Below are 24,937 nucleotides of genomic sequence, written 5' to 3'. Positions count from 1 at the left end.
AAGGAACAGGCTCTTATGCAGGCCACCCGCCGCACGGTTCTTCTTGGCGGCGTCGCCGCCACCCTGTCCGCGCCGGGATGCAAAGCCCGTGCCGCAGCGCCTCTTCAGGGGCTGGCAGGCCTCGGCCAGCCGGTCGAAATTCTGGAAGACCGCTGGGGCGTCCCCCATGTCCGCGCCCAGAGCATCCCCGACGCCTTTTTCGCAGACGGCTATCTGATCGCCCGCGATCGCCTGTGGGAGCTGGATTTCGGCCATCGCCAGTCTCTGGGGCGTCTGGCGGAAGTCTTCGGCCCGGCCTTCCTGCCTTCCGACACCGCCAACCGACTGGTGCTGTTCCGCGGTGATGCCGAGGGCGAACTCGCGGCCTTTCCTCAACTGACCCAGGACTGCGCCCGCGCCTATGTCGCCGGGATCAATGCACGCATCGCGGAAGTCACCGCAACGCCCGGCCTGCTGCCTCCGGAATTCGGCATTTTCGCCACCACACCCCTGCACTGGGATGTGCTGGACCTGATCCGCATCCGCGCCGAAGTTACCGGCAACACCCGCACCGAAATCCGCCGCGCCCGACTGGCCGCTCGTGGAGCACTGGCTTACGACGCCCTCATCACGCCGCTGGAACCCGTCCATGACCTGCGGGTGCCGGATGGTCTGGACACAGCCGCCATCAGCGAAGCCGATCTCGGACTGTTCGGCGTGCTTCAGGCCCCGCTGCCCCGCCACGACATCCGCGCCGCAGCCGATGACGGCACGCGACGGCGGAATGAGGGCAGCAATGCCTGGGTCATCGCCCCCTCCCGCACCGCAACCGGCCGTCCCATTCTGGCCAACGACCCGCATCTGTCCTTCGGCGTGCCCGGCCCGCGTCACGTCATCCATCTGACGGCGCCGGGGCTGGATGTCATCGGTGGCGGCGGCGCGGGCATGCCCGGCGTCATGCAGGGCCATAACGCGACGATCGCCTTCGGACGGACGAATTTCCATATTGATCAGGAAGACCTGTTCATTCTGCGCACCAACCCCGCCGATCCGCTGCTTTATGCCCATCAGGGCGGCTGGAAACGCATGGAACAGGTCGAGACGCGGATTGCAGTCCGTGGCGAGGCCGAGCGCGTGGTGAGCCTGTTCTATTCCGTGCACGGGCCGGTCGTCTCGCGCGATCCGGCACGCAACCGCGCCACGGCGGTCTCCGCCACCTGGCTCGCCCCCGGTGCGAACGGGCTTCTGGCCAATATCGGGATCAATCTGGCCCATGACTGGCCCAGCTTCCGCGAAGCCCTGCGCGTCCATACCAGCCCGACCAATTTCACCTATGCCGACACCAGGGGCAATATCGGCTGGCAGGCCGCAGGCGGTCTGCCCCGTCGTGCACCGGGACATTACGGGCTGATGCCCGCACCGGGAGACGGGCGGTATGACTGGCAGGGCCTTCAGCCGCTCGAAGCCCTGCCCAGCAGCTTCAACCCCGCACGCGGCTGGTTCGGAACGTCGAATGAAATGAACCTGCCCCCCGGCTATCCGGTGGAGGAACGGCGCGTCAGTTTCGAATGGCGCGACGGCTTCCGACACGAGCGCGTGGCCCAGATGCTGGATGCAACCCCACGTGCGACCCTTGCGGACAGTGTAGCCCTGCAACACGACACATTCTCCGTGCTGGCCCTGCAAATGGTCCGGCTCTTGCCCGACGTGCCGCCTGACCTTGCCGCAGAGGCCGCAGTGCTCAAAGCATGGAACGGTCGCGTGGATGCTTCAAGCGCCGCTGCCGCGCTATATGAAGTCTGGTGGACGCGCCTGGAACGCGCCCTGCACGCGCTCATCATCCCGGCCGCTCTGCACGACTTGCTGCCGGGCCCCGTGAACGCCACGGTTCAGCTCTCCCTGTTCCAGTCTCCCGATGCCCGCTTTGGCGCAGATCCGGTGAGCGCGCGGAACAGGATGCTCGTCGAACAGTTCCGGGAAGCCGTTCAGGAGTTGCGGAAGCGCCTCGGCCCGCTCCCCGCCGCATGGCGCTGGGGGGCACTCCATACCATCACGCTGCGTCATCCGCTCGCTTCCGTCCCGGCCATCGCGGCGGCTTTCCCCACGGTCGGCGGCCCCTCGGCCCAGAGCGGCGGGGACCCCTATACCGTCATGGCCCGCTGGTACAGCCCCCAGACCGGCGGTCCCGACGCCTATGCCACGACCGGAGGTGCCAGCTATCTGATGGTGTGTGACGTCGGCCACTGGGACCGCTCGCTGTATCTCAACTTCCCCGGACAGTCCGCCGATCCGAAATCGCCGCATTACGCCGATTTCCTGCCCGTCTGGCTGCGCGGCGCCATGCAGCCGCTGTCCTTCAGCACCCACAGCGTCGATGCCGCCGCGGTCCGCCGTATCACGCTGCGGCCTGAGGCCCAACCATGACCGTCAGGCGCCTCACACTCGCCGCCATCGCCGTCCTGTCATCCGCAGCACACGCCCAGACACACGCCCAGACACATGCCCAGTCCGCCACCGAAACCACCCACGCGCTGGATCGCATCCTGACACAGGGCGAAGTCCGTCCGCTGGCCGCCATCGCCGCCGTCCGTCTGCGGCACGGTCGCGTCGTCTACAGCTATTACGGCGGATTTGCACGAAGGACCCCGGACGAAACGGTTCCCGTCGGACCACAGACCCTCTTTCGCATCGCCTCAATCTCGAAAGTCGTCACGACCATCGGGCTGATGGAACTGGTCGAGCAGGGCAAGATCGACCTCGATCACGATGCCTCGGACTATCTGGGCTTCCGGCTCCGTAACCCGGATTTCCCCCAGACACCCATCACGGTGCGGATGCTGCTCAACCACACTTCCAGCATCCGCGACGCCGATAGTTACACGCTCCCTCCTGACCAGAAAATCAGCACGTTCTTCGACACCACCCGCAAACCCGGCGACCCCGGCTACCATTTCGCTCACCGCGACGGACACGCGCCGGGCACATGGTTCAGCTACTGCAATCTCTGCTACGGCCTCATCGGCACGATCATGGAACGTGTCAGCGGCGAACGCTTCGACCGCTACCAGCAGACGCATGTGCTGGCCCCCCTCGGGATCGACGGCGGTTATAACCGCACGGCCCTGCCCCATCCCGAACGCCTCGCCACGCTCTACAGCCACCAGCCCAACGGATGGGAGGCAGAAACCGACACCCAGCCCCTGACCCCAAGCTGGAGCGCCGCCTCCCTCGCCCCCTACACGCCCGGAACCAACGGCACGCTGTTTTCCCCCCAGGGCGGCCTGCGTATTTCCATGGAAGGGCTGACCCGGCTGGCCCGCTTCATGCTCGGCCACGGCACGCTGGACGGCAGGACGCTGCTTTCGGCCCACAGCATCGCCCAGATGCAGACCCCCACCTGGCAGTATGACGGACAGAACGGCGACTGCCCCTACCCGATCGCCAGCTACGGCCTGAGCATGGCCCGACTGACCGGAGCGCGGGATTCTTCGGGCCGCGAAACCCGGCCCTATAAAGGCTATTCCGGCGATCTGGCCGGCCATCTCGGGGATGCCTATTCGCTGCATTCGGGCTTCTGGTACGACCCCGCAACCGGCGACGGCTTCCTGTTCGCCGCAGACGGCTTCCCCGACGCCGGACTGGAACGTCCGGGCACCTATTCATCATTCACCCGCGTCGAGGAAGAGATCTTCACAGCCCTCGCCGGAGCCGGGAAAGACATTCCATGACCCTTCGCCTGTCCCTCTTCGCCGCCTCGGCGCTCCTCGCCACCACAGTCTCTGGCGCAGTCTCCGGCGCAAACGCCGCCCCCACGCAGGACAAAACCCAACTGGGTGCCCTTCTGGCCATGCCCTATGCCAACGGCCTGACCGGCGCTGCGAAATCGGCGCGTCTGGCCTGGGTCGAACGTCGGGACGGCATCCGCAACATCCTGATCTCGGACGGAGGCGCTGCCCCCCGCCGGGTCACGGCCTATACGCAGGATGACGGGACCGATCTGTGGGGCCTCGCTCTCAGCCCGGACGGGCGGACACTGGCCTTCGTCGAAGGCGGCGATGCAGAATATCCCAACGACCACGCCCCCAATGCCGGCAACGCGGCCATCCCGGGCAAGGAAACCGTGCGTGTCCTCCTGCCCGATGGCCGGACCATCACTGCCGGAGAAGGGCACAGCCCCGTCTTTTCCCCGGACGGACGCCTGCTGGCTTTCATGCGCGGCAGTGCCCTTCTGGTTGGACAGCCGGGCCAGACGCCGCGTGTGGTCATGACCACGCCGGGCGAGATCACCGCCTTGCACTGGTCTCCGGACAGCCGCCGCCTCGCGCTCGAAATCGACCGTGGCTCCCACAGCCTGATCGCGCTCTGGGACACCAGAAACAGCAGCGCCGCACCCGTGTTCCTGCCCGCCGCACTGGGCCACGACCAGAACGCGACCTTCTCGCCAGACGGCCGCGCCATCGCCTTCGTCCAGGCCTATCACCCCCTGATGACGGCCGAACGCGGCAAGGGACATTTCTGGTCCCTGCAGGTCTATGACACCGCCTCCGGCGCGGAGCACACGCTCTGGACCGCACCGGAAGGCACGGGAAACCGCTTCTGGGCGCCCGAAGGCATGGACCTGACATGGACCCGCAGCGGACAGCTCCTGTTCCCCTGGGAAGGCAGCGGCTGGCTGCGCCTCTGCGCCCTCAGCGTCACCTCTGGCTCTGGCGCAACACCACGCTGCCTGACGCCGGATCAGGCCGAAATCGCATCCTACCGTCTGTCAGCGGATGAAACACGCCTCCTCTACACGGCCAATATCGGCGATCCGGATCACTGGCGCGCCTGGTCCCAGCCCCTCGATAACAGCCAGCCCATAACCCTCAGCGCACCCAACGAACAGGTCATGGACCTCACACGGGCGGGACCGGCCATCGCCATGATGGCCACAGGCACAAACCAGACCGCCCATCCGGTCGTGCTCCAGAACACTGTCCGGCACCTCCCCATAACCCCCGCCGCCCCGAACGGCTTCACATTCACGCCCCCTCAGGTCGTCCATTTCCGCAGCGAGGACGGCCGCGACATTCACGGACAACTGTTCCTGCCGCCCGCCGAAACACCCGGCCCGCATCCCGCGCTGGTCTTCGTGCATGGCGGCCCCCACCGCCAGATGCTCCCGGCCTTCAATCCGATGGGCTATTATTCCAATGCCTACGCCATGAACCAGTTTCTGGCATCGCGCGGATATGTCGTGCTGGCCGTCAATTACCGCAGCGGCACCGGCTACGGCGTGGACTTCCGAACCGCCCCCGGAATCGGCCGTTCAGGTGCGAGCGAATACAAGGACGTTCACGCAGCCGGACTGTTCCTGCGCAGCCGCTCGGATGTGGTCCCTGGCAAGATTGGCATCTGGGGCGGAAGCTGGGGCGGCTATCTGACCGCCCTCGCCCTCGCCCGCAACAGCGACCTGTTCGTAGCCGGTGCAGATTTCCACGGCGTCCATGACATGACGGAGCCAGATCATTCCGGCCTTTCCCCCGAAGAAAAACAGCGGGAAAAGGACAGCGAGTGGCGCTCCTCCCCGATCGCCGAGATCGCCCACTGGCGCTCACCCGTCCTGCTGATCCACGGCGATGACGACTTCAACGTCGAATTCGAACAGTCCGTCCTTCTGGCCCGCATGCTCGTCGAGCGGAACATTCCGTTTGAAGATCACGTCTTCCCCGGTGAACGCCACGCCTTCCTGCGAACACAGGACTGGTTGCAGGCCTATCTGTGGACGCTGCATTTCCTTGACGCAAAGCTGGACGTCCAGCCTCACTGACCTTCCTGCCGGATGGGGCCTCGGAACCACCCCATCCCCCCCTCATCCGGGAAATGTTGCCCTCATGAAACGTCAGGGGATGGCGCGCACATAACTTCGGGTTATATGGCGCGCGCAGTTTCGAAATCGACGCATGCATGACAGACATGCATATTAATTCGAAACCGAAACATCACCGCCCACCGGCGCTTATCGAGGGAACAAGGGTATGACGGCCAGACTGCCCCTGAAGTCTTATTTCCTGTCCTTTGCGGCCCTGTCATCGGGCGCAGCATTCCTGATGCCGCAGCAGGCCTGCGCAGCCGCAACAGTGACAGATCCCGCCCATTCCAAGGCGGCATCTTCCCAGTCTTCGAAGCCTGCTGCAAGTCACAAAAAGACACAGAAGCAGACCGACTCCAACCGGGAAGTCATTACTGTTACGGGCAGTCACATCGCGAACTCGCACATCAAGTCCCCGACCCCCATAAGCTCCCTCAACCAGCAGGAAATCCTGAACCAGGCGCCGAGCAATAACCTCGCCGATCTGATCAACCAGATGCCGCAGTTCGCAGGCAGCCAGACGCCCCAGAACTCCGCCTATTCGCTGAGTGACGGCACGGCCGGCATCAACGCGCTCAACCTGCGCAATCTCGGCCCCGTCCGCTCCCTCGTGCTGATGGATGGCCGCCGGATCACGCCTTCCGCCATCACCGGCATCGTCGACATCAACACAATCCCCCAGCAGCTCGTCAAACGCGTGGACGTCGTGACGGGCGGTGCGTCCGCGCAGTACGGCTCCGATGCCGTCGCAGGTGTCACGAACTTCGTGCTCGACAAGACCTATACGGGCCTGAAAGTCAGCGCGGATTCCGGCATTTCGGACTATGGCGACGGTGAGAACGAACACGCCGCCATCGCCGGTGGCTTCGGCTTCGCTCATGGAAAAGGCCATGTCCTGCTCAGCGGCGACATCGCCCATCAGGACGGCATTTTCCACGTCTCCCGCAGCTGGAACGTGAACGGCAGCCGCATCGTCGCCAATCCCGACTATGTCGCAGGAAACGGCCAGCCCTATTACCTCCGCGTCAGCAATGCAGGCACCAACAACGTCATGCCCGGCGGCATCATCAACGCCTCCACGGGCGGCGTGGCCAACTCCCTGCGCGGGATCTATTTCGGCCCTGGCGGCAGCGTCAATCATTACAACTACGGCTCGTTCTCAACGTCCAGTGTCTCGGTCGGCGGCGACCAGAACCTCGCCAACAACAACAAGAACATCGGCCTGGAGCCCCAGAGCGACCGCAAAAATCTCTTCGGACGCCTGAGCTACGACGTCGCGCCCTGGATGACCCTGTATGCGGAAGGCGCCTATAACGAGAGCGAATACGTCTACAACTCAGGCCCCCAGTATATCAGCTCGGTGTCCCTGAAAGGGACCAACCCCTATCTTGTCGATGCGCTCGGCGCAGCAGCCCTTCAGAACGTCTCGAACGTCACCGTCGGTACGACCGCCCTCGACATGCCCTATCGCCGGACCGACAACCTGCGCAACGTCCAGCGCTACACCTTCGGCGGCGAAGGCAATTTCGAGATGTTCGGCAAACGCGCCTCATGGAGCGCCTATGGCCAGTATGGCGTCACCCATACGCACGAGCAGATCTATAACGTCATGAACACGGCAAAAATCGCCAATGCGACCGACGCCGTGCGCAACTCCGCCGGACAGATCGTCTGCCGCTCGTCCCTGACCAATCCGGGCAATGGCTGCTCCCCGATCGACTGGCTGGGAACGGGCGTCATGTCTTCCTCATCCATCGGATACGTCCTCGACGCCCCGTGGCGCGACCAGCGGTTCCAGGAAATCGTCTCGGGCGTGAACCTCTCAACGATCCCGTTCGCAACATGGGCAGGCGACGTGAACGTGGCCGTCGGCGGCGAATATCGTGACGAACGCTCTTCAGGATATGTCCCGACCGAATACCAGTCGGGCTGGTCCGTCGGCAATTACCGCCCGACATTCGGCCATTACAACGTCAAGGAAGCCTATCTCGAAACGGCGGTTCCGCTGGCGAAGGGCCTGTCCTTCAACGGCGCCGTCCGCGGCACGGACTACTCGACCTCCGGCTATGTCACGACATGGAAAATCGGCGGCACCTGGCAGCCGGTCCGGGACGTGCTGTTCCGCGCCACGCAGTCGCATGACATCCGCGCGCCCAACATCAACGAACTCTACAACGCCGGAACGTCCCAGACGACAAGCGTGCTTAATCCGGCAACGGGCCTGACGAACACCGTTCTTGCCACCACAACCGGCAACACCAGACTGCGCCCCGAGACGGCCAATACGACCGTCGTCGGCGCTGTCATCACGCCGCGATACGTGCCCGGTATGGCGATCTCGGTCGACTGGTTCCACACCAAGATCAAGAACGCGATCCAGCAGTTCTATCCGCAGTCCATCATCAATGAATGTTACTCGGGCTACACCACGTTCTGCTCGGCCATCCGCCCCGACCCGACAGGCACGCGCGATCTCCTGATCAACGCCTCACCCTTCAACTTCGCCAAGCTCGAAACCAGCGGCATCGACATCGACGCCTCCTACACCTTCCCGCTCCGCCGCCTGCTGCGCGACGCCGACGGCAAGATTACCATCCATGGTCAGGCCACGAACTACCTGAAATATGTCTCGGACTCCGGCGTGGGCTATACGGTCGACACATCGGGCGACATCTCTTCCGGCCCGCCGCGCTGGATCTACCGTTTCTCTGCCACCTACAGCACGGCCCGGTACAGCCTCACGGCCATCGCCCATGGCATCAGCGCAGGCAACTATTCCAACAGCTACATCCAGTGCTCCGGAACATGCCCGGCGTATAACGCCAACTATCCCACGATCAACAACAACCGCGTCACGGGCATTTTCTACTTCGACATGAACGCGACCTACAATCTGCCGGTCGAGAAAATCGGCAAGATGCAGCTTTTCCTGACCGTCACCAACCTCGCAAACACATCCCCGATCCTGCTGCCGGAAGGCGGGCTCGAAGCCGACGAAACCTACAGCAACCTGCTGGGCCGGGCCTATCGCGGCGGTATCCGCATGGAGTTCTGAGCCAGCCTTTCCGCACCTGACCTGCCTACGAGGCTGCCTGTCTCCCCGACACAGGCAGCCTCATGTCTTTTCAGCTTCCAATCCCACTCAGCCAGGGCCTTCATGCATCAGATGTCCAGTTATCTTCCGCAGCGTTTGCCCCGGCTCTTCCACAAGCTGCTCTCCCGCATCGCCGCCGGATTGCCCGTCCTCCTGAGTGCCTGCGCCGTCCAGAGCACCCCGCCCCCGCTCGGCCCGCATGCCCTTGCGAAGCAACTCTCTCCCATCCTGCAACCCTCGCAGGATCAGGGCGTCCGATGGGGCATCGTCATTGCCACCCAGGACGGAAAAATCCTGTTCTCCCGCAACCCCAGCGGACGCTTCATCCCGGCCTCGAACACCAAACTGTTCACAACAGCCGCCGCCATGGCCGAGCTTGCAGAACTGGACCACGCGGCAGCCGCACACCCCACAACGCTCCTGCTCGCCCGCCGCCAACACGGAGCACCGGACCTCATCCTGCGCGGCTCGGGCGATGCCGTCCTGTCCGATGACGCTGCCTGCAAAACCGACTGCCTGAGAACACTGGCGGACGCCGTCTCCGCGAAGGGCCTCAGACATATCCACGCCATCATCGCCGATGACCGGCTTTTCGCCGACGAACGCTGGGGCGACGGATGGAGCTGGAACAACCTTCCAACCCAGTGGGGCACCGCCGTCTCGGCCCTGACGCTGAACGACAACACCGCCGAACTGACCGTCCAGCCCGGAACCCATCCCGGCGACCGCCCAACCGCCCACTGGTCAGTACCCGACGAAGGACTGTCCCTGCTCAATCAGGCCCTGACGGTCCCGGACGGCAAACCCGGACTGAGCCTTGAAAAGAAGCCCGGCGACAGCCGCGTCGTTCTGACAGGAACACTCCCGCTCACCGCCCCCGTCCAGACACTGCAAATCGGTCTGGACGACCCGGCCCTCTCAACCTCCCGTCACTTCAGATCCCTGCTGCGCGACGCAGGCATCCGGGTGCAGACGGTGCAGGTCCGACACCGTCTGACGAAAACTACCCCTGATACGCCCACACCAGACGCAAGCATCCTCGCCACCCTGCCCACCCCGGATCTGAAAGACGACATCCGTCACCTGCTCAAAGTCAGCCAAAACCTCCATGCCGAACTCATTCTGCGCCGTCTGGCGCTCGTGCACGGAAACGGTTCAGTCGAGGATGGCCTCGCGGAACGCAGCCGGGTTCTGACCGCTTTGGGCCTGTCTGCCGCGGGCGTCGCGCTTTACGACGGCTCGGGAATGTCTCCCTACAACCGCGTCACACCCCAGAGTGTCATCCAGCTTCTCCGTCTCGCGGACCAACAGCCCTGGGGCAAAGACTGGCGCGACGACCTTCCTCTCGCAGCACAGGATGGAACGCTGGCGCACCGCTTCATCGGCACCCCCGTCGCCGATCATCTGCACGCAAAAACCGGCACCCTCGCCGCCACGCATTCCCTGTCCGGCTATCTTCGAACCACGCGCGGCCAGACGCTCCTGATCGCCATCTTCGCAAACGACATCCCGGACGACCTGCCGCATCCGACCAGAATCATGGATGATCTCGTCACCGCCGTCGCCAAAGCCGAATAGTGCAAGTCGCGTAACAAATTCCCGGGAGCCCGTCTCACATGCCCCACCCTCCTTCTGCGCCTCCTGCCCGGAAAACGTCCCTCGGCCGCCGCACCTTCATGGGCCTGTGCGCGGGAACCGCCGCCACATCCGGGGCGGCCGCTTCGGGACTGGGCACCGGATGCTTCTCCCCGACCAAAGTCCGAACCGGCTATGACGTCCTCGAAGCCGATGGTTATCAGGCCCTCAAAGGCCGGAAACTGGGCCTGATCGCCAACCCCACAAGCGTGGACCGTTATCTGCGCCACATCGCAGACCGTCTGCACGCCGCCCCGGGCGTCAACCTGAAAGCCATTTTCGGACCGGAACATGGATTTCGCGGATCGGCACAGGCGGGTCATGCCGAAACGAAAAGCATCGACCCCCGCACGGGCATCCCCGTCTATGACATGTACACGCTCTCCGGCCCGAAGCTGGATGCGCTTCTGAAATCTGCGGATATCGACCTTCTCGTCTTCGACATTCAGGATATCGGCGCCCGGTTCTACACCTATATCTGGTCCATGTTCGACGCCCTCGCCGCCTGCGCCCGCTGCGGTATCGCGTTCATGGTGCTGGACAGACCCAATCCCATCACGGGCCTGCACCCCAGCGGCCCCAGCCTCGACCCGGCCTTTTCTTCATTCGTGGGCAGGGTTCCGCTTCTTCTGCGACACGGCATGACCGTGGGCGAACTCGCACGCCTGTTCAACAGCCAGTTCGTGCCCCAACAGGCAGGACGTCCCGCCCAACTCAGCGTCATTCCCATGAGCGGCTGGCGGCCGGACCTGTATCTGGACGAAACCGATCTCGTCTGGGTGCCCCCAAGCCCCAACATGCCCGACATAACCACAGCCCTCGCCTATCCGGGGACCTGCCTGTTCGAAGGCACAACCCTCTCGGTCGGCCGCGGGACGGCATCGCCCTTCCTCACACTCGGCGCGCCCGATCTGGACGCAACCCGCTGGGTAGACAGCCTCAACGACGCCGCCCTGCCGGGATGCATGTTTCGCGAAGACTGGTTCACACCTACAGCGGACGTCGCGAAAGGCCAGCTATGCCACGGGCTTCAGCTCGCCATCACGGACCGCAAATCCTTCGATCCATTGCTGACAGGCGTAACCCTGCTTCAAAGCGTCCTGAAAATATCTGACCGCCCGATCTGGAGAAAATCCGGCGCAACCTTCGACATCCTCGCCGGCAGCAACACCCTGCGCCAGCAGCTTTCCCGGAACGTATCAGTCACCGAGATCATGGCAGGCTGGAAACCGGATGAAGCAGCCTTCACCCGGCAACGCCGCCCCTTCCTGCTCTACTGACGCCACGTCTCCCCCAACGCTCTCCACGACGCCTTATCGCCCCTGATCCAGTGGCAGAAGCCCGGTCCGCCCATACCGCCGGGCATATAGCAGCAGCGCCAGATAAGACGGCAGAACCAGCAGGGCGAACATGCCCTGAAAGCCGACGAACGGCTTGAGAAGGACATAAATCTGCGGAATGATCGCCCCGCCACTATACGCCATGACCAGCAGTGCGGATGCGAGCGGCGTCCACGCCCCCGCACCCCGGATGGCGATCGGGAAAATCGAGGGCATCAGCATGGCATTGGCCGCCCCCAGCAGCGCCACGCACAGAACCGAAACATATCCCTGCGTCAGAAACGCCGCGACCGTCAGCCCACCGCCCAGCAGACAGGCCAGTTCCATGAGCCGCTCCTGCGTCACGAGCCGCGGCACGACCAGAAACCCGAGAATATATCCCCCCAGCATTCCGGCCAGCGTCAGGGACGTGAAAAAGCGTGTCTGGCTCAACGGCAGGCCAAAACCCTGCCCATAGGTCCCAATGGCGTCCCCGGCCATGACTTCCACGCCGACATACAAAAACATCACGATAATCCCGAACACCAGATGCGGCCGGAAAATACGCCGGCTCCCCTCCAGAGGTCCCGGCAGGGCTGGCGCCTGCAAATCCGGAAGCGGGCAGAGCGCCACGCCGATGGCCGTCAGCAGCAGAACAACCGCCATCGTCATGTAAGGCGCGTAAATCGCATGCACGAATCCCGACAGAAGCGCGTTGCGCGCCACAGGGTCCGTCGTCTCCTGCGCCCGCTGGGACAGCGTCCCAATATCGCCCATCACCACGGTCGCCAGAACGATCGGGGCCAGAATTCCCGCGCATTTGTTGCACACCCCCATGATGGCGATGCGCTGCGACGCCCGCTCGGACGGCCCCAGCAGACTGACCAGCGGGTTGATGACCACCTGCATCAGGGACAGCCCCGCCCCCATCACCAGCAACCCGGTCAGGGCCCCCCCATAAAGACGCATGGCAATGAACTGCCCGAACAGCGCCACGCCCGCCGCACACAACACGAGCGAAACAGCCAGCCCCCTGCGCAGACCCAGCTTCCGCGCCAGAAAAGACGCAGGCAGGGAAAACAGGAAATACGAAAAATAGAACACCATCGGCACGAGAAAGGCGCTCGTATCGCTCAGATCAAACGCAACGCGCACGAACGAAATCAGCGGACCATTCATCCAGGTTACAAAACCCATGATGAAGAAAATGGCCGCCGCCACACCCAGCGGCGCCAGTCCATAATCCCCGGTCAGCCCCCTGCCGGGCTGGACAGGAGCCGTCACGACGTCAGCCCCGCATCACGCAGTGCAACGGACACGCGCTCAATCCACGCATCATCCACGTCCCACCCGGCCAGACGCGCGGCACTGAGCAGCCCACCTCCGACAGGCGGAAGACGCGGCGATACAGGCGCACCATGCCGAACGGCGACGCCTTCCCGCAGAAACCGGCTCTGGAACGTTCCCCCCGCATAACTCCAGGGCAGCGATGTTTCGGGAAAATGGCGCTGGGCCGCCTCGATATGAGCACAGAGATGACCCGCTGCCTCACGCATCAGGCGTCGGGCCGGTTCCAGCCCGTCCTCGGCCAGATCCGAAACAATCCGCGCCAGAGCCGCAACACTGGCCCTCGGATGACGCAGCGTCCCATACCATTCCAGAAGCGCTGTCCCACACGCCTCTTTTTCAGTCGGAAGCCCCATTGCGGTTGCAAACGGCGCGAAAAACGCATGATCCGCCTGATTGCGTCCATCCAGAAGCGCCGTCAGCAGCCCCAGTGCCTGACGCCCGATCCAGAACCCACTGCCCTCGTCCCCGAACAGGCCACCCCATCCACCAATCTTGACCTGACCGCCCCGGCCATCCGTAGCCCAGGCCACCGACCCCGTACCCGACAGGACCAGAACCCCGGCCGCGCCCGCGAAAGCCCCGGTACAGGCCATCTCCACATCGCTGCAGATGCTGAAGGGCCCTGCAAAGGCGCTCCCCACAACTTCCATCTGTTCACGCCCCAGAACCCGCGTCTCTTCATACCCCGCAAGCCCCAGAGACAGCGCCGCCGTAGTGGAGGGGAGTTGCCCCAGCAAAGACTGCAACACTTCCTGCCAGCCGGTCTGGTCAAACGGATTGGACCCTTTCCCCCGAAGCACAGGCCCCAGCGATCCGTCCCTGCCCAGAACCGCCAGAAGCGTCTTTGTTCCCCCCCCGTCTATGGCGGCGATGCAGGGCTGATGATGAGGCTGTAGGACCGGAGAAGAGACTGTCATGTTTTGACGCTTCGCTTGAGACAACAGAGGCAGAAAGAAAGACGGGCGAGCATGGCGGACGAATGATCACATATCCAGCATCGTAATGATTTTTACCGCTTTTCAGGCCGCCCTGACAGAGGCTTTTCAGTTCCAGCCTCTCCCGATCCTTCGATTAGTCCTCTGACAGACCCTATGCTGATTGATATAGCATATTGCATATCATAACGCTGATGCTTTAAGTCTGACGCTGCCCCCTGATTCCGGGTGGCTGAACCCCACGCCGCAGGCCGCCCGCATGCATTCCAGCAAATATAGCAAATACTATAACATGATCAGTTTACTATCGCACCGAAAATGCTTCCGGACCTGCGGATGGATGGCCCTCAGCCTGACCCTCATCGGAACAGGCTTCGCAAACGACACCCCATCCAGACATAAACCCCGGACCGTCAAAAAAGCCGATCCCGCGAAAAAAGCCGCCCCTTCCGAACACATCAGCGTCGTCGGGCATCTCAACAGCGAACGCGCCCGCATTTTCCCGGGTCTCGGCGCCGTGGACTACACCATCGACCAACACCAGATCACCACCACCCCTGGCGGTCAGAACGCGGCCTTCAGCCAGATCCTCCTCCGCGTCCCCGGCGTGGTTCTCGACAGCTATGGCGAGGTCCATGTCCGCGGCGAACATGGCGGCCTGACCTATCGCGTCAACGGCGTGTTGCTGCCGGAAGGGCTGAATGGTTTCGGACAGGAACTCGACACCCGCATCATCCAGTCCGTGGACCTGCTGACCGGCACGCTGCCCGCCCAGTTCGGCTTCCGCACCGCAGGGGTGGTGGACGTCACGACCAAGACCGGAGACAGCCTCAAACACAACCAGGTCTCGCTATATGGCGGCAGCTACAACACGTTCGTCCCGTCCGTGCAGTTTGGCGGCCAGCATGGAAAACTGGACTATTTCACCACCCTGTCCTTCACCCGCAACAATATCGGCATCGAAAACCCGAGCAACACGTTCCGCGCCATCCATGACGTGACCGAACAGGAAAAAGCCTTCGCGTATCTGTCCTACCATCTCGACGACGCAAGCCGGATCACGCTGCTGACGAGCGCCTCCTACGCGGATTTCCAAATCCCCAACTCGTTCAAGACATTCGATACGACCAGCCCGGACTACACGACCCTGTACAACGTCGCAGGCGTCAATCCGCATGACCCGTCCATGAACTGGGCCAATCTGAACGACAGCCAGACCGAACAGAACTACTACGCCGTGCTGTCCTATCAGCGCACGACCGAAAAACTGAACCTTCAGGTCTCACCCTATTTCCGCTACGGCCGGATCGACTACACCCCGGACCGTGACCGCGACCTGATCTATCAGGGCGTCTCTGAACATGAAGTCAACGACTTCACGACCGGCGGCATGCAGGCCGACCTGTCCTACGATATCGCCCCCCATCACACCCTGCGGGCCGGTCTGCTGGGGCAGTACACGTCCGAACGTCTGGATACCAATACGCTGGCCTTCCCCGTGGACGAGGCCGGGAACCAGACGTCCGACATCGCCAAACGCATGATCGACAATACCGGCAATTGGTCCGTCGAAGCAGGCGCGTATATTCAGGACGAGTACAAAATCACCCATAACCTGACCTTCAATTACGGCATCCGTTACGACCGCTTCGCCTCGTCCTTCAACAATGAAGGACAACTCAGCCCACGCGCGAACATGGTCTGGAAACCCAGCCGCACCACGACGCTGCATCTCGGCTATTCGCGCTATTTCGCCCCGCCTTCCCCGCAATATGTCTACCCGTCCACACTCGCGCGCTTTGCAGGCACCACCAACGCGGCCGCGAACACGATCAACAGCGCCACAAAAGTCGAGAAATCGAATTACGTCGATGGCGGTATCCTCCAGCGCATCACCCCCGAATTCCAGATCACGCTCGATGCCTACGCCAAATGGGCGCATGACCTCACCGATCTCGGACAGTTCGGCCGCGCCGTCATCCTCGCCCCCTTCAGCTACAAACGCGGCCGCGTCTATGGCGCGGAATTCGGCAGCTCCTGGCGCCACGGCCCCTGGTCGCTGTTCGGCAATTTTTCCTACGTCAAAACCTCGGCCCGCGACATCAATTCGGCGCAGTACCAGTTCGATCTGGCGGAACTCGCCTATATCCGCAACCACGCGATCCAGCTCGACCATCAGGGCGAATTCACCGCCACCGCAGGCGCATCCTGGACCACGAAACACGACATGGCCTATGTCGATTTCGTCTATGGCTACGGCCTGCGCAGCGGCTTCGCCAATCTGGAAAAAGAGCCGGAATACGACGTCTTCAACATCGGCTACCAGCACACCTTCACGAAGGTCCCGGTCGGGCATGACATCAAAATCCGCGCGGACGTCATGAACCTGTTCGACAAACGCTACCAGCTCCGCAATGGCAGCGGCGTCGGCATCTATCAGGCCCAGTACGGCCAGCGGCGCGGCACGTTTTTCTCAGTCGTTTCGGAGTTCTGAACGGATGTAAGAACCCGGCCTCACACCGGCACAACCAGCCCCCGCGCAGGTTCCACCGCCGTGCCCGGAAAGACTGTTCCCACCGCATGCTGCGGCAGATGCAGATGATCGCACAGCACCCCCGCCACGACCGACCGCAGATCGGTCGTCGGCGCAAGGTCCCGGTTCTCGAACAGCTGCCCGGATCGCAGACCGGGCCAGGTCCCCCCGACCTTTCCGCCTGCAACCGCGCCGCCCGCCAGAAACGCGACCGTCCCCGTCCCGTGATCCGTCCCGCCCGTACCATTGATCCGCACGGTCCGCCCGAATTCCGTCAAAGCCAGAACCACGGTGCGGTTCCAGCTCTCGCCCAGCCCCTGACGCAGCGCCCCGATACCCCGGTCAAGCTGCGCCAGCGGTCCGCCCAGCCGCCCGAGCTGCCCGGCATGCGTGTCCCACCCCCCGATTTCCAGCGCCGCTACACGCGGACCATGCGCCGTCGCCAGCATCTCTCCCGCTGCCGTGGAAAGCTGCGTAAACGCGTCGATTTTTCGCGGCTTGCCCGCAGCATCCACGCCCGGCGCAGCAGCCATACCCCCTTCCGTCATGGCCGCATCCGAAAATCCCCGCGCTTTCAGAGCATTCCGCAACGCCGGTCCCGTCACTGGGTCGGACGCATTCAGCGCCAGAATCTGGCCATACAGATCCGCATCCGGGTGCTGGCTCCCCGCAGGCGCATAGCTCCCAACGCGCGCCGAACCGCGCAGCAGAAGCGGAACCGTCAGCCCCATCGCCAGCCCATACCCATCTGGCCGGTTCGCCTTGCCCTGAAGCACGGAAACAGCCCGGTTCAGCCATCCGCTCCCCAGACGCTCATCCGCCCCGCTCTCCAGATAATCCTGCGCCTCGAAATGCGACCGGCTGCGATAATGCCCCGCCACGGCATGGATCGGCAGCATCTGCCCCTGACCATACAGCCCATGCAGAGCCACGAGAGACGGATGCAGCCCGTAAAACCCACCCAGATCGAGCAGTCCGCCCTCCTGCCCCGGCTCGGGCAGAACCAGCGCCCGACGATACGACGCCAGATCCGGGTCTCCATATGGCGTCACAGCCGACAATCCGTCGAGCGCGCCCCGAAGCAGGATCACCACCAGACGCGGATCATCCGGCCCACCGGAAGAGCCCGCAAAAGCAAGGGAAGAACGCCCGAGCGTCCAGGCAGACGTCAGACCCAGCAGAGCGGTACGACGGGAAATCATCATGGCTCAGCGCCTCTGGAATTCAGGGGAGGAAAACAGCAGGGCCAGCGCATCCTGACGCGACCCGGCATGATGCATGGCCGTGCGGGTCTGCGGCCGCAGGGCCGGACCAAGGGCAATATCGGCAACATCCATCGGATCGCCGGTCCGGACATGCGCCGCCACGCGCCAGGCCCAGTCCGTCCGCGCCAGCATGTCCGCAGGCGCAGACCAGTCCGCCGCATCGTCGCTCCAGCCATTGGGCAGCGGCGCGGTCCACAGCGGCTGCCCGAGCGACGCAAAACCCGAAACCAGCTGATGCGCCGGAGAATGCGGATCGCCCGGCTGGCTGGGCGCGCCCCCCACGGACAACGCCCTCAGAACCGCCGTGGCATAATCCATGGGGGAGCGGAACTTGCCCCCGCCCAAAGCCGGTTCCGGCAATGCCCCCAGAGCCAGAGACGCCGCCCGCAGATCCCCGCCACTGGCCTGCAAAACACCCTCGACATGCCGCACGGAGGCCGGCGCTGGCATATCCGAAACGAAATGCCGGACCATCTGCGTCGCGATATGGCGGTAGGTCGCCGGATGCGTGCCCAGAAACTGCAACGCCTGCACGCCGCCCTCTTCGCCTTCGGGAAAAGCCTGTCCCATAAGCGTTTTCACACCCGGCTCATGCGCCTTTTCGCGGAACACGAACCCCGGTTCGTCGGCTTTCAGATCCACACCCCATCCCGTCAGGATCGCGGCAAAGGACGTCACATCCGCCTGACTGTACCCGGAAGCAGGCGAGACGGTGTGCAACTCCAGACATTCACGGGCCAGGTTTTCGTTCAGTCCGCGATGGCTTTTGCGCCCCGCCGCGCTGTCCGGCCCGATGGAGGACGCGTTGTCCAGATACATCAGCATTGCCGGATGCCGCATGACCGCCAGCAGCATGTCCGAAAACCGCCCCGTCACATGCGGCCGGATCGCCTCGCGCATATAGGCGCCCACAACGGCACGTGTACTGCCCTGCCGCAGACTGACCGTGAAATGATTGAACCAGAACCAGACGAGCCGCTCCCGGAACGGCTGCTCCGTCAGCAGCAGACTGTCCATCTGCGTCGCGACTTCGGCCTGAAAGATCGGTTTGACCAGCGGATCGCCCTGCATCCTGGCCTTCCGCTGTTCCCGCAGCGCAACCAGCCCGTCCGCACACGGCCCCACACCCGCAAACACGGCCCTGTCCGGCCCGGTCAACTGACCCGCCAGCCAGTCCTGAACGGACAGACCGGAACTGGAGCCATCCCGCTGGCCCCACCCAAACCTGTTGATTGCGCTGACTGATCGCATAGCATCCTCGCGAAACGGGGCGATAACGGGAGTCGACACCCTACAGAACGCTGGGCCGTCCATGTGGCGAAAGATGGGCCGTAACATGTGAAGTTTTTTAGAAACGCTTCTCCAGCACCGCGCGCCATCGCGCCAGCCTGCCCGGCGCTTCGCGCACCAGATGCGGCACGATGGGCGATGTATGGCGCACGATCGGGTCCGCACTCTCCCGCATCGTCAAACCCGCAAACCGCTCCCCCACGATCCACGCCCCGACCGATGCCGTCACCCCGTCGATCCGGTGATCAGCAAATTCCTGAAAAATTTTCGGATACGCCCCATATGTCCCGCCCTCGGCACAGACCGTCCGCCCCCCGGCAATAATGCGCACATTCTCCCCACCCCGGGCATGGATCGGTTTTTCAACGTAAGGCGCCCCGGCCTTCCCCCCACGCCTGCGACGCAGATCTTCGGGCGCATATCCCGCCGCCAGCAGGTTGGGATGCCCGGGATACCGCCGCCACAATGCGGGCAAAAGCGCCTTGTTCGACAAAAGCGCCGTCCAGGGCGGATTGAGAAACGTACAACCACACTCCCGCAGATGCCGCGCTCCGGAATCGCGGAACATCAACTCCCATGGATACATGCGGATCATGCTGCGAACGATCCGCCCCCGATGCAGAAGCTGACCATCCTGCGTCACCTCCAGATCCCGCAATTCACAGTGAACCGCCTCCAAGCCCGCCTGCTCGGCCCACTCCCGATAATAAACGGCATGCGTGGTGTCTTCGAGATTGTCGGGATAGGGCACGATATGCACCGTGTGCCCTATCCGCCCCGCACGCCTCAGTGCGGCCAGACGCTCCACCAGAGCGCGCACGTCCAGAGGCGCATGGTCATGAGAGCCGCCACACTGCTGGTGCCAGAGTTCCTGCATCCGCGTGCTTTCCGGCAGTGTCGCAGGCGTATCGGCATTATATTCAATCAGACGGGGCTGCCCCCCACACCAGGCCAGATCAAACCGCCCGATCAGAAACGGGTCCCCGCGCCTCCAGGACTCCCGCACCACATCCTGCATGGCAGCCGGAATATGAAACGCGTCCAGTCCCTCAGGCCGCCGGACGGCCTCGTCCACAACCTGCAGACAGAGCCGATGCAGCGTTTCGGCCACGTTCCGAACACGCGCCACCGCCTGCGCATCGAACTCGTAACGCACGTCCTCACGCCATGCGAAACTTCCATCCGTATTGCGATAATAATGATAACCGAGCCGATCGGCCTGACGCTGCCAGTCCGGTCTCGCACAGGATGTCAGGCGGCGGATCTGCCCCACGGACCGACCCTATTCGCCCCCGCCCGCATGTCCGCCCGCACTTTCCCCAAACCCGGCATGCCCTGCCGATTCCGCCTCGCTGTCGCCATGCGAAGCACGACTGTCACGGGATCTGGACCGGGGCACATAAACGAAATGCCCCGAAGAACTGTCCTGCTCCGGGCAGTTCTGGGGCCGCTTGTCGGACGCTGCCGCACACGGGTCCTGTGCGGCCTGGGGATGTCGCATCGTCAGGCCAAGAACGCCCAGCCCGACAACCAGAGCACTCGCCCCCACACCCCACGCAATACCGTTTTTCATCATTCATCTGCAGATATGTTTGCCTGATACCGACCGTAACACATCCACAGACGAAGATAAGAGCCCTCAGAGCGTGAAGTTCACACGCCCGTAATAATATCCACCCGTCATCGGCACCTGAGACGAGAACGTATCGTAAGGATTGCCGCCAAGCTGGTTCAGCTCACCCGGCAGCTTGCGCGGACGGATATTGAAGATGTTGTTCGCCCCCACCGCCAGATGCCAGCGCGAATTCACCCGATACCCGATCTCCAGATCCGTCAGCCAGCGCGGAGAGTTCTTGAACTGCGCAAAACAGCTGCTGGACTGCTGAAGCTGCTTGCCATCAATTGGACAGATCGCCGCCGTAGGCGTCCAGTCCTGATACGTCATCATACCTGTTGTCTCGCCATAACGGGTCTGGCGCAGGTTCACGTCCCATTTCCCGATTGTCCAGAACGCATTCAGAATGATCTTGCTGCGCGGATAGGCGGTCGTGAGGTAAGCAATATTCTGCGCGTTCAGCAGCGGCGACCCGGTGGAGGACATGCCGTTATGCGTCAGACGCGTCCTGTTCAGGTCCAGCGCCATCGACAGGTTCAGGTTGCCGAAGCGATGCATGCGGACCATGTAATCCGCCTTGATATCCAGACCCTGCGTGCGTGTGCTGGCGCCGTTCGTAAAATAATAGGTCTGCACCGCATTTTCCGAAAGCTGCGTCAGAGCCGGAAGCGAAACGCCCATGCCTTCAAGTGCGGCAATTGCAGTTGGTCCCGTTACGTTGCCACCCTGCACGACGCGATCGCGGATATTGATCTGATAGACATCGGCCTCAACATGGAAACCATCTACCGGCTCAAGAACGATGCCACCTGTTGCACTGGTCGAGCGTTCGGGCTTGAGGGGAGACGCCCCTGTCGCACGCGCTTCGGAAGACGAAACCGGCAACAGTCCCAGCACCGATGTCGGCCCGACATTGATGGCACTGTAATGCTGCTCGGCCATCGTCGGCGCGCGGAAGCCATTGCTGATCGTCGCCCGCAGGCCAATGCGCCTGGTGATGTCGTAACGCGTGGAGACCTTGCCGTTCTCGGTGTTGCCGACATCCGTGTAGTGTTCGAAACGGCCGGCGAAATCGAGGTTCCAGTTCTTCAGAAGGTGGAAGTCGCCATCCAGATAGGCCGCCCAGACATCACGGTCCCACTTGCCGGCGTCCTGCGGTGTCAGACCCGCCAGGGCCGAGGTGCCACCATATTCGTAAGATGCGGGTTCGCCCGCCAGAATGGTGTACTGTTCCAGACGATGTTCGCCACCGAAGGCCACCGTGACGGGGACCACATTGGCAATCTTGAAGTTCCGGCGCAGATCAAGATTGTTCGTCCACTGTGCCAGCCGGAAATTGGACGTCCGCACGGTCGTCGGTGTGTAGCCCGTGGCAGCGTACATGTTCGGATTGGTGGTGTTCTGGTTGGAGATCTTGTCCAGATCCTCACCCCAGGTGCTGCTCAGATCCCAATCAAAGCCCAGAAGATGGCCGCCTTTCAGACCCAGCGTCGCGGCATAATCATTCTCGTCGATCGTCTCCAACGGCGAATAGCCATATGGAAACAGCTCCGGATTGCTGGCGCTGGCGCCCGACGGGACGCGGTAGTTCTCATACGCTTCCGCATGACGGTGTGCATATGTGATCTGACCGTAAAACTGGATGTTCTCGGTCAGGTTCTTGCCGAAATCAATCCCAAGATTCTCACGCGTTTCTTCGGGCGTGCTCATGATCTTATTGGAGTTCTTGGGTACTTTGACAGACCCGGTATACAGCTCGTTCGCAGCCCCTGCCGGAACATAACCCGCCAGACGGTTATCAACCGTGTTGGTTACGAAATGGTCCGTATGGTAAACCTGTGCCGATATATGCGCATACCCGTCATTACCGAGCTTAAGACCGCCATCGGCGTTGAGCTGGTATTGCCAGCCATCGCCGTTATAGGCGTTCGCCCCCGTCTGGGCGCTCATGTTCAGCCCGTGATCCTGCTTCTTGGTGATGATATTCACCACACCGGCAATCGCATCCGAGCCGTACATCGCAGCCGCGCCGTCTTCGAGCACCTCGATATGGTCGATCATGTTGGACGGGATCATGTTCAGATCCACGGGCGTCGCACCAAAATTCGGCCCCGCATCGGCATTGATGTTGGCTGTGGTGTGCCGACGCTTGCCATCCAGCAGAACCAGCACCTGGTTCGGATTGAGGCCGCGCATCCGGATGAAGGACGTGAGTGCACCGGCGTCATTGCCCATCGTGCTCATGTTGATGGACGGATACGTCTTGGTCAGCGCATCGGCGAGATTCATCATGCCTGAGCGACGTAGCGTCGCACCGGACAGAACCGTGATCGGGCTGGTGCTCTGACGGGCGTGACGGTTGGACGCATGCGTTCCGGTGACAATTACGCCTTCTTCGCTCCCGGCGATGACATCCGCAGGCCGATGCTTCGCGGCAGACTGCGTGCGCGTCTTCGGAGTTATCGTTTTGGACGGCGTTTTGTGAACGGAAGCCTTCGCCGCCCCCGGTACGGCCTTTTCCGAGGCTGCAAAAACCGATCCACTACAGACGCTGACGGAGAGGAACGTAGAGTAAAGCGCAAGTTTCCTGATGTTCATAATCGGCTCCATCACCCTGGCGCAGCACAGGGGTTCAGTCAGAAACAGTCGGATCGCATAACGGAATTATGCGGGATTTTTATTCCTTGTTCGGAACTACTCGAATTCGGAACGTAAAAGACGGGAGAGTGCCATTGCGACAACCTTCGTCGCACGACGCATATCTTCCAGAACCACATGCTCGTTCGCACGATGACCATTGGCATCCTGAAGGCGACGCGGACCGGCCCCATACAGAACGGTCGGATAGCCCGCATTGCTGTAAATTCTGGCATCCGTGAACAACGGCATGCCCTTGACGGCAATCCGTTCCCCGAACACCGCTTCGGCAGCGTCCTGCAAGGCTCCGATCAAAGGGGCCTGCCCATCATCCGGAACCAGTGGCAGCGCCAGAAGATGCTGCGTTACGACGCAACTCACGCCCGGCACATCTGCCGCATTCAGAATAAGCTGTCGCAGATCCGCTTCGACCTCGGCCGCTTTTTCGTCCGGTAAAATCCGGCGCTCAAGCCGAAACGTCGCCTGTTCGGGCACGACGTTGGCCGCAACACCGCCGTTGATCGTTCCGATCACGAGCGTCGGCGATTCAATACCCGGGATGGAACAGACCGTCTTCGCCAGCCCGTCCCGGTAAGCGTACAGAGCCGTCACCACACGGCACGCCGCCTCGATGGCGTCGGCGCCCGTTTCGGGCCATGCGGAATGCGCGGCCTTGCCCGTGAAAGCCACATCAAGCTGAAGACTGCCATTATGGGCAATCATCACATCATAGGTGAAACCGGCACTGATGACGTAATCGGGGGTGCTGAGCCCTTCCGAGAGCAGCCAGCCCGGCCCGACATGACCACCGATTTCCTCGTCATAGGTCAAATGAAGCTCGACCGTGCCGGACAGGTCAGAACCGGCTTCCTTCAGCGCGCGCAGGGCAAAGGCATAGGTTGCAAAGTCGGACTTCGAAACCGCGGCACCGCGTCCATAAAGTTTGCCACCTTCAATGACGCCGCCATAAGGATCATGCATCCAGCCCTCGCCAGGGGGCACGACGTCCCCATGCGCATTGAGCGCAATGACGGGACCGCTACCATTTCCGAAACGCTCCCGGATGATCAGGTTCGTCGCGCTCTGCATACCGTGCCGTTGCACGAAGTCCTGCGGAACCGGATGGCATTCAACTTCAAAACCGAGAGCCCGCAGTCTGTCGGCGGAAAAACGGGCGTGAGGCGCGCAGTCACCGGGAGGATTGTCGGACGGGACGCCGACGAGTTCCTGAAGGAACGGCACCTGACACAGATCGAAGTCCCGGTCGACGACATGACCCAAACATTCGCTCGCCGTTTTCTCGCAACAGGAAGTCTTTTCCAGCACAGCGCCTTCTCCTACCGGATCGTCTTACCGTCCTCAGTTCATATTCTCTTTGTATACGAACTGAATTCGATCCTGAAGCGGAATGTTGCCTGTCGCGGAAAATATTTT

General features: G+C 62.6%; 15 protein-coding genes. 7 read left to right on the top strand and 8 right to left on the bottom strand.

Annotated elements, in window-relative coordinates:
* Window positions 1–15: 15 nt before the first annotated feature.
* The 6 genes from HK22_RS02910 (at window position 16) to HK22_RS02885 (ending at window position 11,839) form a co-directional block, all read left to right on the top strand.
* Window positions 16–2,403 carry a penicillin acylase family protein gene (locus HK22_RS02910; RefSeq protein WP_086648263.1) on the top strand — a complete coding sequence of 796 codons (2,388 nt, stop codon included), beginning with the start codon at window positions 16–18 and terminating at the stop codon, window positions 2,401–2,403.
* Entirely contained in the window at window positions 2,400–3,707 is a 1,308-nt protein-coding gene (locus tag HK22_RS02905; protein ID WP_086648262.1) for a serine hydrolase, read from the top strand. The genes HK22_RS02910 and HK22_RS02905 overlap by 4 nt, the downstream gene beginning before the upstream one ends.
* Window positions 3,704–5,788: a prolyl oligopeptidase family serine peptidase gene (locus tag HK22_RS02900; RefSeq protein ID WP_086648261.1), complete on the top strand. Its 2,085-nt coding sequence runs from the start codon at window positions 3,704–3,706 to the stop codon at window positions 5,786–5,788. The genes HK22_RS02905 and HK22_RS02900 overlap by 4 nt, the downstream gene beginning before the upstream one ends.
* 208 nt (window positions 5,789–5,996) lie before the next feature.
* Window positions 5,997–8,885 carry a TonB-dependent siderophore receptor gene (locus tag HK22_RS02895; RefSeq protein ID WP_077802238.1) on the top strand — a complete coding sequence of 963 codons (2,889 nt, stop codon included), beginning with the start codon at window positions 5,997–5,999 and terminating at the stop codon, window positions 8,883–8,885.
* A 111-nt stretch (window positions 8,886–8,996) separates the two neighbouring features.
* Window positions 8,997–10,502, top strand: coding sequence for a D-alanyl-D-alanine carboxypeptidase/D-alanyl-D-alanine-endopeptidase (gene dacB, locus HK22_RS02890; RefSeq protein WP_158093533.1), 1,506 nt, complete (start codon window positions 8,997–8,999; stop codon window positions 10,500–10,502).
* A 38-nt stretch (window positions 10,503–10,540) separates the two neighbouring features.
* Entirely contained in the window at window positions 10,541–11,839 is a 1,299-nt protein-coding gene (locus HK22_RS02885; RefSeq protein ID WP_086648259.1) for an exo-beta-N-acetylmuramidase NamZ domain-containing protein, read from the top strand.
* Between the two features lie 33 nt (window positions 11,840–11,872).
* On the opposite strand, the gene gluP is transcribed toward HK22_RS02885, so the two are convergent.
* Both gluP and HK22_RS02875 read right to left on the bottom strand, forming a co-directional pair.
* On the bottom strand, window positions 11,873–13,162 hold the full coding sequence (gluP, locus tag HK22_RS02880; protein ID WP_233142349.1) for a glucose/galactose MFS transporter: 1,290 nt from the start codon (window positions 13,160–13,162) through the stop codon (window positions 11,873–11,875).
* Entirely contained in the window at window positions 13,159–14,145 is a 987-nt protein-coding gene (locus HK22_RS02875) for an N-acetylglucosamine kinase (RefSeq protein WP_086648258.1), read from the bottom strand. Before HK22_RS02875 ends, gluP begins: the two co-directional genes overlap by 4 nt.
* A gap of 358 nt (window positions 14,146–14,503) precedes the next feature.
* On the opposite strand from HK22_RS02875, the gene HK22_RS02870 reads away from it, so the two are divergent.
* Window positions 14,504–16,657, top strand: a complete 2,154-nt coding sequence (locus HK22_RS02870) for a TonB-dependent receptor (RefSeq protein WP_233142347.1) — start codon at window positions 14,504–14,506, stop codon at window positions 16,655–16,657.
* Window positions 16,658–16,677: 20 nt separating this feature from the next.
* On the opposite strand, the gene HK22_RS02865 is transcribed toward HK22_RS02870, so the two are convergent.
* The 6 genes from HK22_RS02865 to HK22_RS02840 all read right to left on the bottom strand — a co-directional run bounded on the left by HK22_RS02865 (window position 16,678) and on the right by HK22_RS02840 (window position 24,826).
* Window positions 16,678–17,901 (bottom strand): DUF1501 domain-containing protein, encoded by a 1,224-nt coding sequence (locus HK22_RS02865; protein WP_086648256.1) that lies wholly within the window; start codon window positions 17,899–17,901, stop codon window positions 16,678–16,680.
* A gap of 3 nt (window positions 17,902–17,904) precedes the next feature.
* The gene (locus HK22_RS02860) at window positions 17,905–19,212 is read right to left on the bottom strand and encodes a DUF1800 family protein (RefSeq protein ID WP_086648255.1); all 1,308 of its coding nucleotides are present in this window, start codon (window positions 19,210–19,212) and stop codon (window positions 17,905–17,907) included.
* Window positions 19,213–19,309: 97 nt separating this feature from the next.
* On the bottom strand, window positions 19,310–20,524 hold the full coding sequence (locus HK22_RS02855; RefSeq protein WP_086648254.1) for a glutathionylspermidine synthase family protein: 1,215 nt from the start codon (window positions 20,522–20,524) through the stop codon (window positions 19,310–19,312).
* Window positions 20,525–20,533: 9 nt separating this feature from the next.
* A complete protein-coding gene (locus HK22_RS02850) occupies window positions 20,534–20,827 on the bottom strand; it encodes a hypothetical protein (RefSeq protein ID WP_062031627.1) in 294 nt (97 codons plus the stop codon).
* Window positions 20,828–20,890: 63 nt separating this feature from the next.
* Window positions 20,891–23,464, bottom strand: coding sequence for a TonB-dependent siderophore receptor (locus HK22_RS02845; RefSeq protein WP_233142346.1), 2,574 nt, complete (start codon window positions 23,462–23,464; stop codon window positions 20,891–20,893).
* Between the two features lie 96 nt (window positions 23,465–23,560).
* On the bottom strand, window positions 23,561–24,826 hold the full coding sequence (locus HK22_RS02840; RefSeq protein WP_086648293.1) for an ArgE/DapE family deacylase: 1,266 nt from the start codon (window positions 24,824–24,826) through the stop codon (window positions 23,561–23,563).
* Window positions 24,827–24,937 lie beyond the last annotated feature (111 nt).

It is taken from the genome of Gluconobacter sp. DsW_056, from assembly GCF_002153595.1.
In the GTDB taxonomy this organism is placed as follows: domain Bacteria; phylum Pseudomonadota; class Alphaproteobacteria; order Acetobacterales; family Acetobacteraceae; genus Gluconobacter; species Gluconobacter albidus.
The sequence above is the reverse complement of the archived record's forward strand: the minus strand, read 5'-3'. Positions and strand labels throughout refer to the sequence as shown.

What these genes read in the sequence shown, in the direction of transcription:
- HK22_RS02910 (WP_086648263.1), top strand. Translation starts at nt 16, where the DNA reads ATGCAGGCCACCCGCCGCACGGTTCTTCTTGGCGGCGTCGCCGCCACC.
- HK22_RS02905 (WP_086648262.1), top strand. Translation starts at nt 2,400, where the DNA reads ATGACCGTCAGGCGCCTCACACTCGCCGCCATCGCCGTCCTGTCATCC.
- HK22_RS02900 (WP_086648261.1), top strand. Translation starts at nt 3,704, where the DNA reads ATGACCCTTCGCCTGTCCCTCTTCGCCGCCTCGGCGCTCCTCGCCACC.
- HK22_RS02895 (WP_077802238.1), top strand. Translation starts at nt 5,997, where the DNA reads ATGACGGCCAGACTGCCCCTGAAGTCTTATTTCCTGTCCTTTGCGGCC.
- dacB (WP_158093533.1), top strand. Translation starts at nt 8,997, where the DNA reads ATGTCCAGTTATCTTCCGCAGCGTTTGCCCCGGCTCTTCCACAAGCTG.
- HK22_RS02885 (WP_086648259.1), top strand. Translation starts at nt 10,541, where the DNA reads ATGCCCCACCCTCCTTCTGCGCCTCCTGCCCGGAAAACGTCCCTCGGC.
- HK22_RS02875 (WP_086648258.1), bottom strand. Translation starts at nt 14,145, where the DNA reads ATGACAGTCTCTTCTCCGGTCCTACAGCCTCATCATCAGCCCTGCATC.
- HK22_RS02870 (WP_233142347.1), top strand. Translation starts at nt 14,504, where the DNA reads ATGGCCCTCAGCCTGACCCTCATCGGAACAGGCTTCGCAAACGACACC.
- HK22_RS02865 (WP_086648256.1), bottom strand. Translation starts at nt 17,901, where the DNA reads ATGATGATTTCCCGTCGTACCGCTCTGCTGGGTCTGACGTCTGCCTGG.
- HK22_RS02860 (WP_086648255.1), bottom strand. Translation starts at nt 19,212, where the DNA reads ATGCGATCAGTCAGCGCAATCAACAGGTTTGGGTGGGGCCAGCGGGAT.
- HK22_RS02850 (WP_062031627.1), bottom strand. Translation starts at nt 20,827, where the DNA reads ATGATGAAAAACGGTATTGCGTGGGGTGTGGGGGCGAGTGCTCTGGTT.
- HK22_RS02845 (WP_233142346.1), bottom strand. Translation starts at nt 23,464, where the DNA reads ATGAACATCAGGAAACTTGCGCTTTACTCTACGTTCCTCTCCGTCAGC.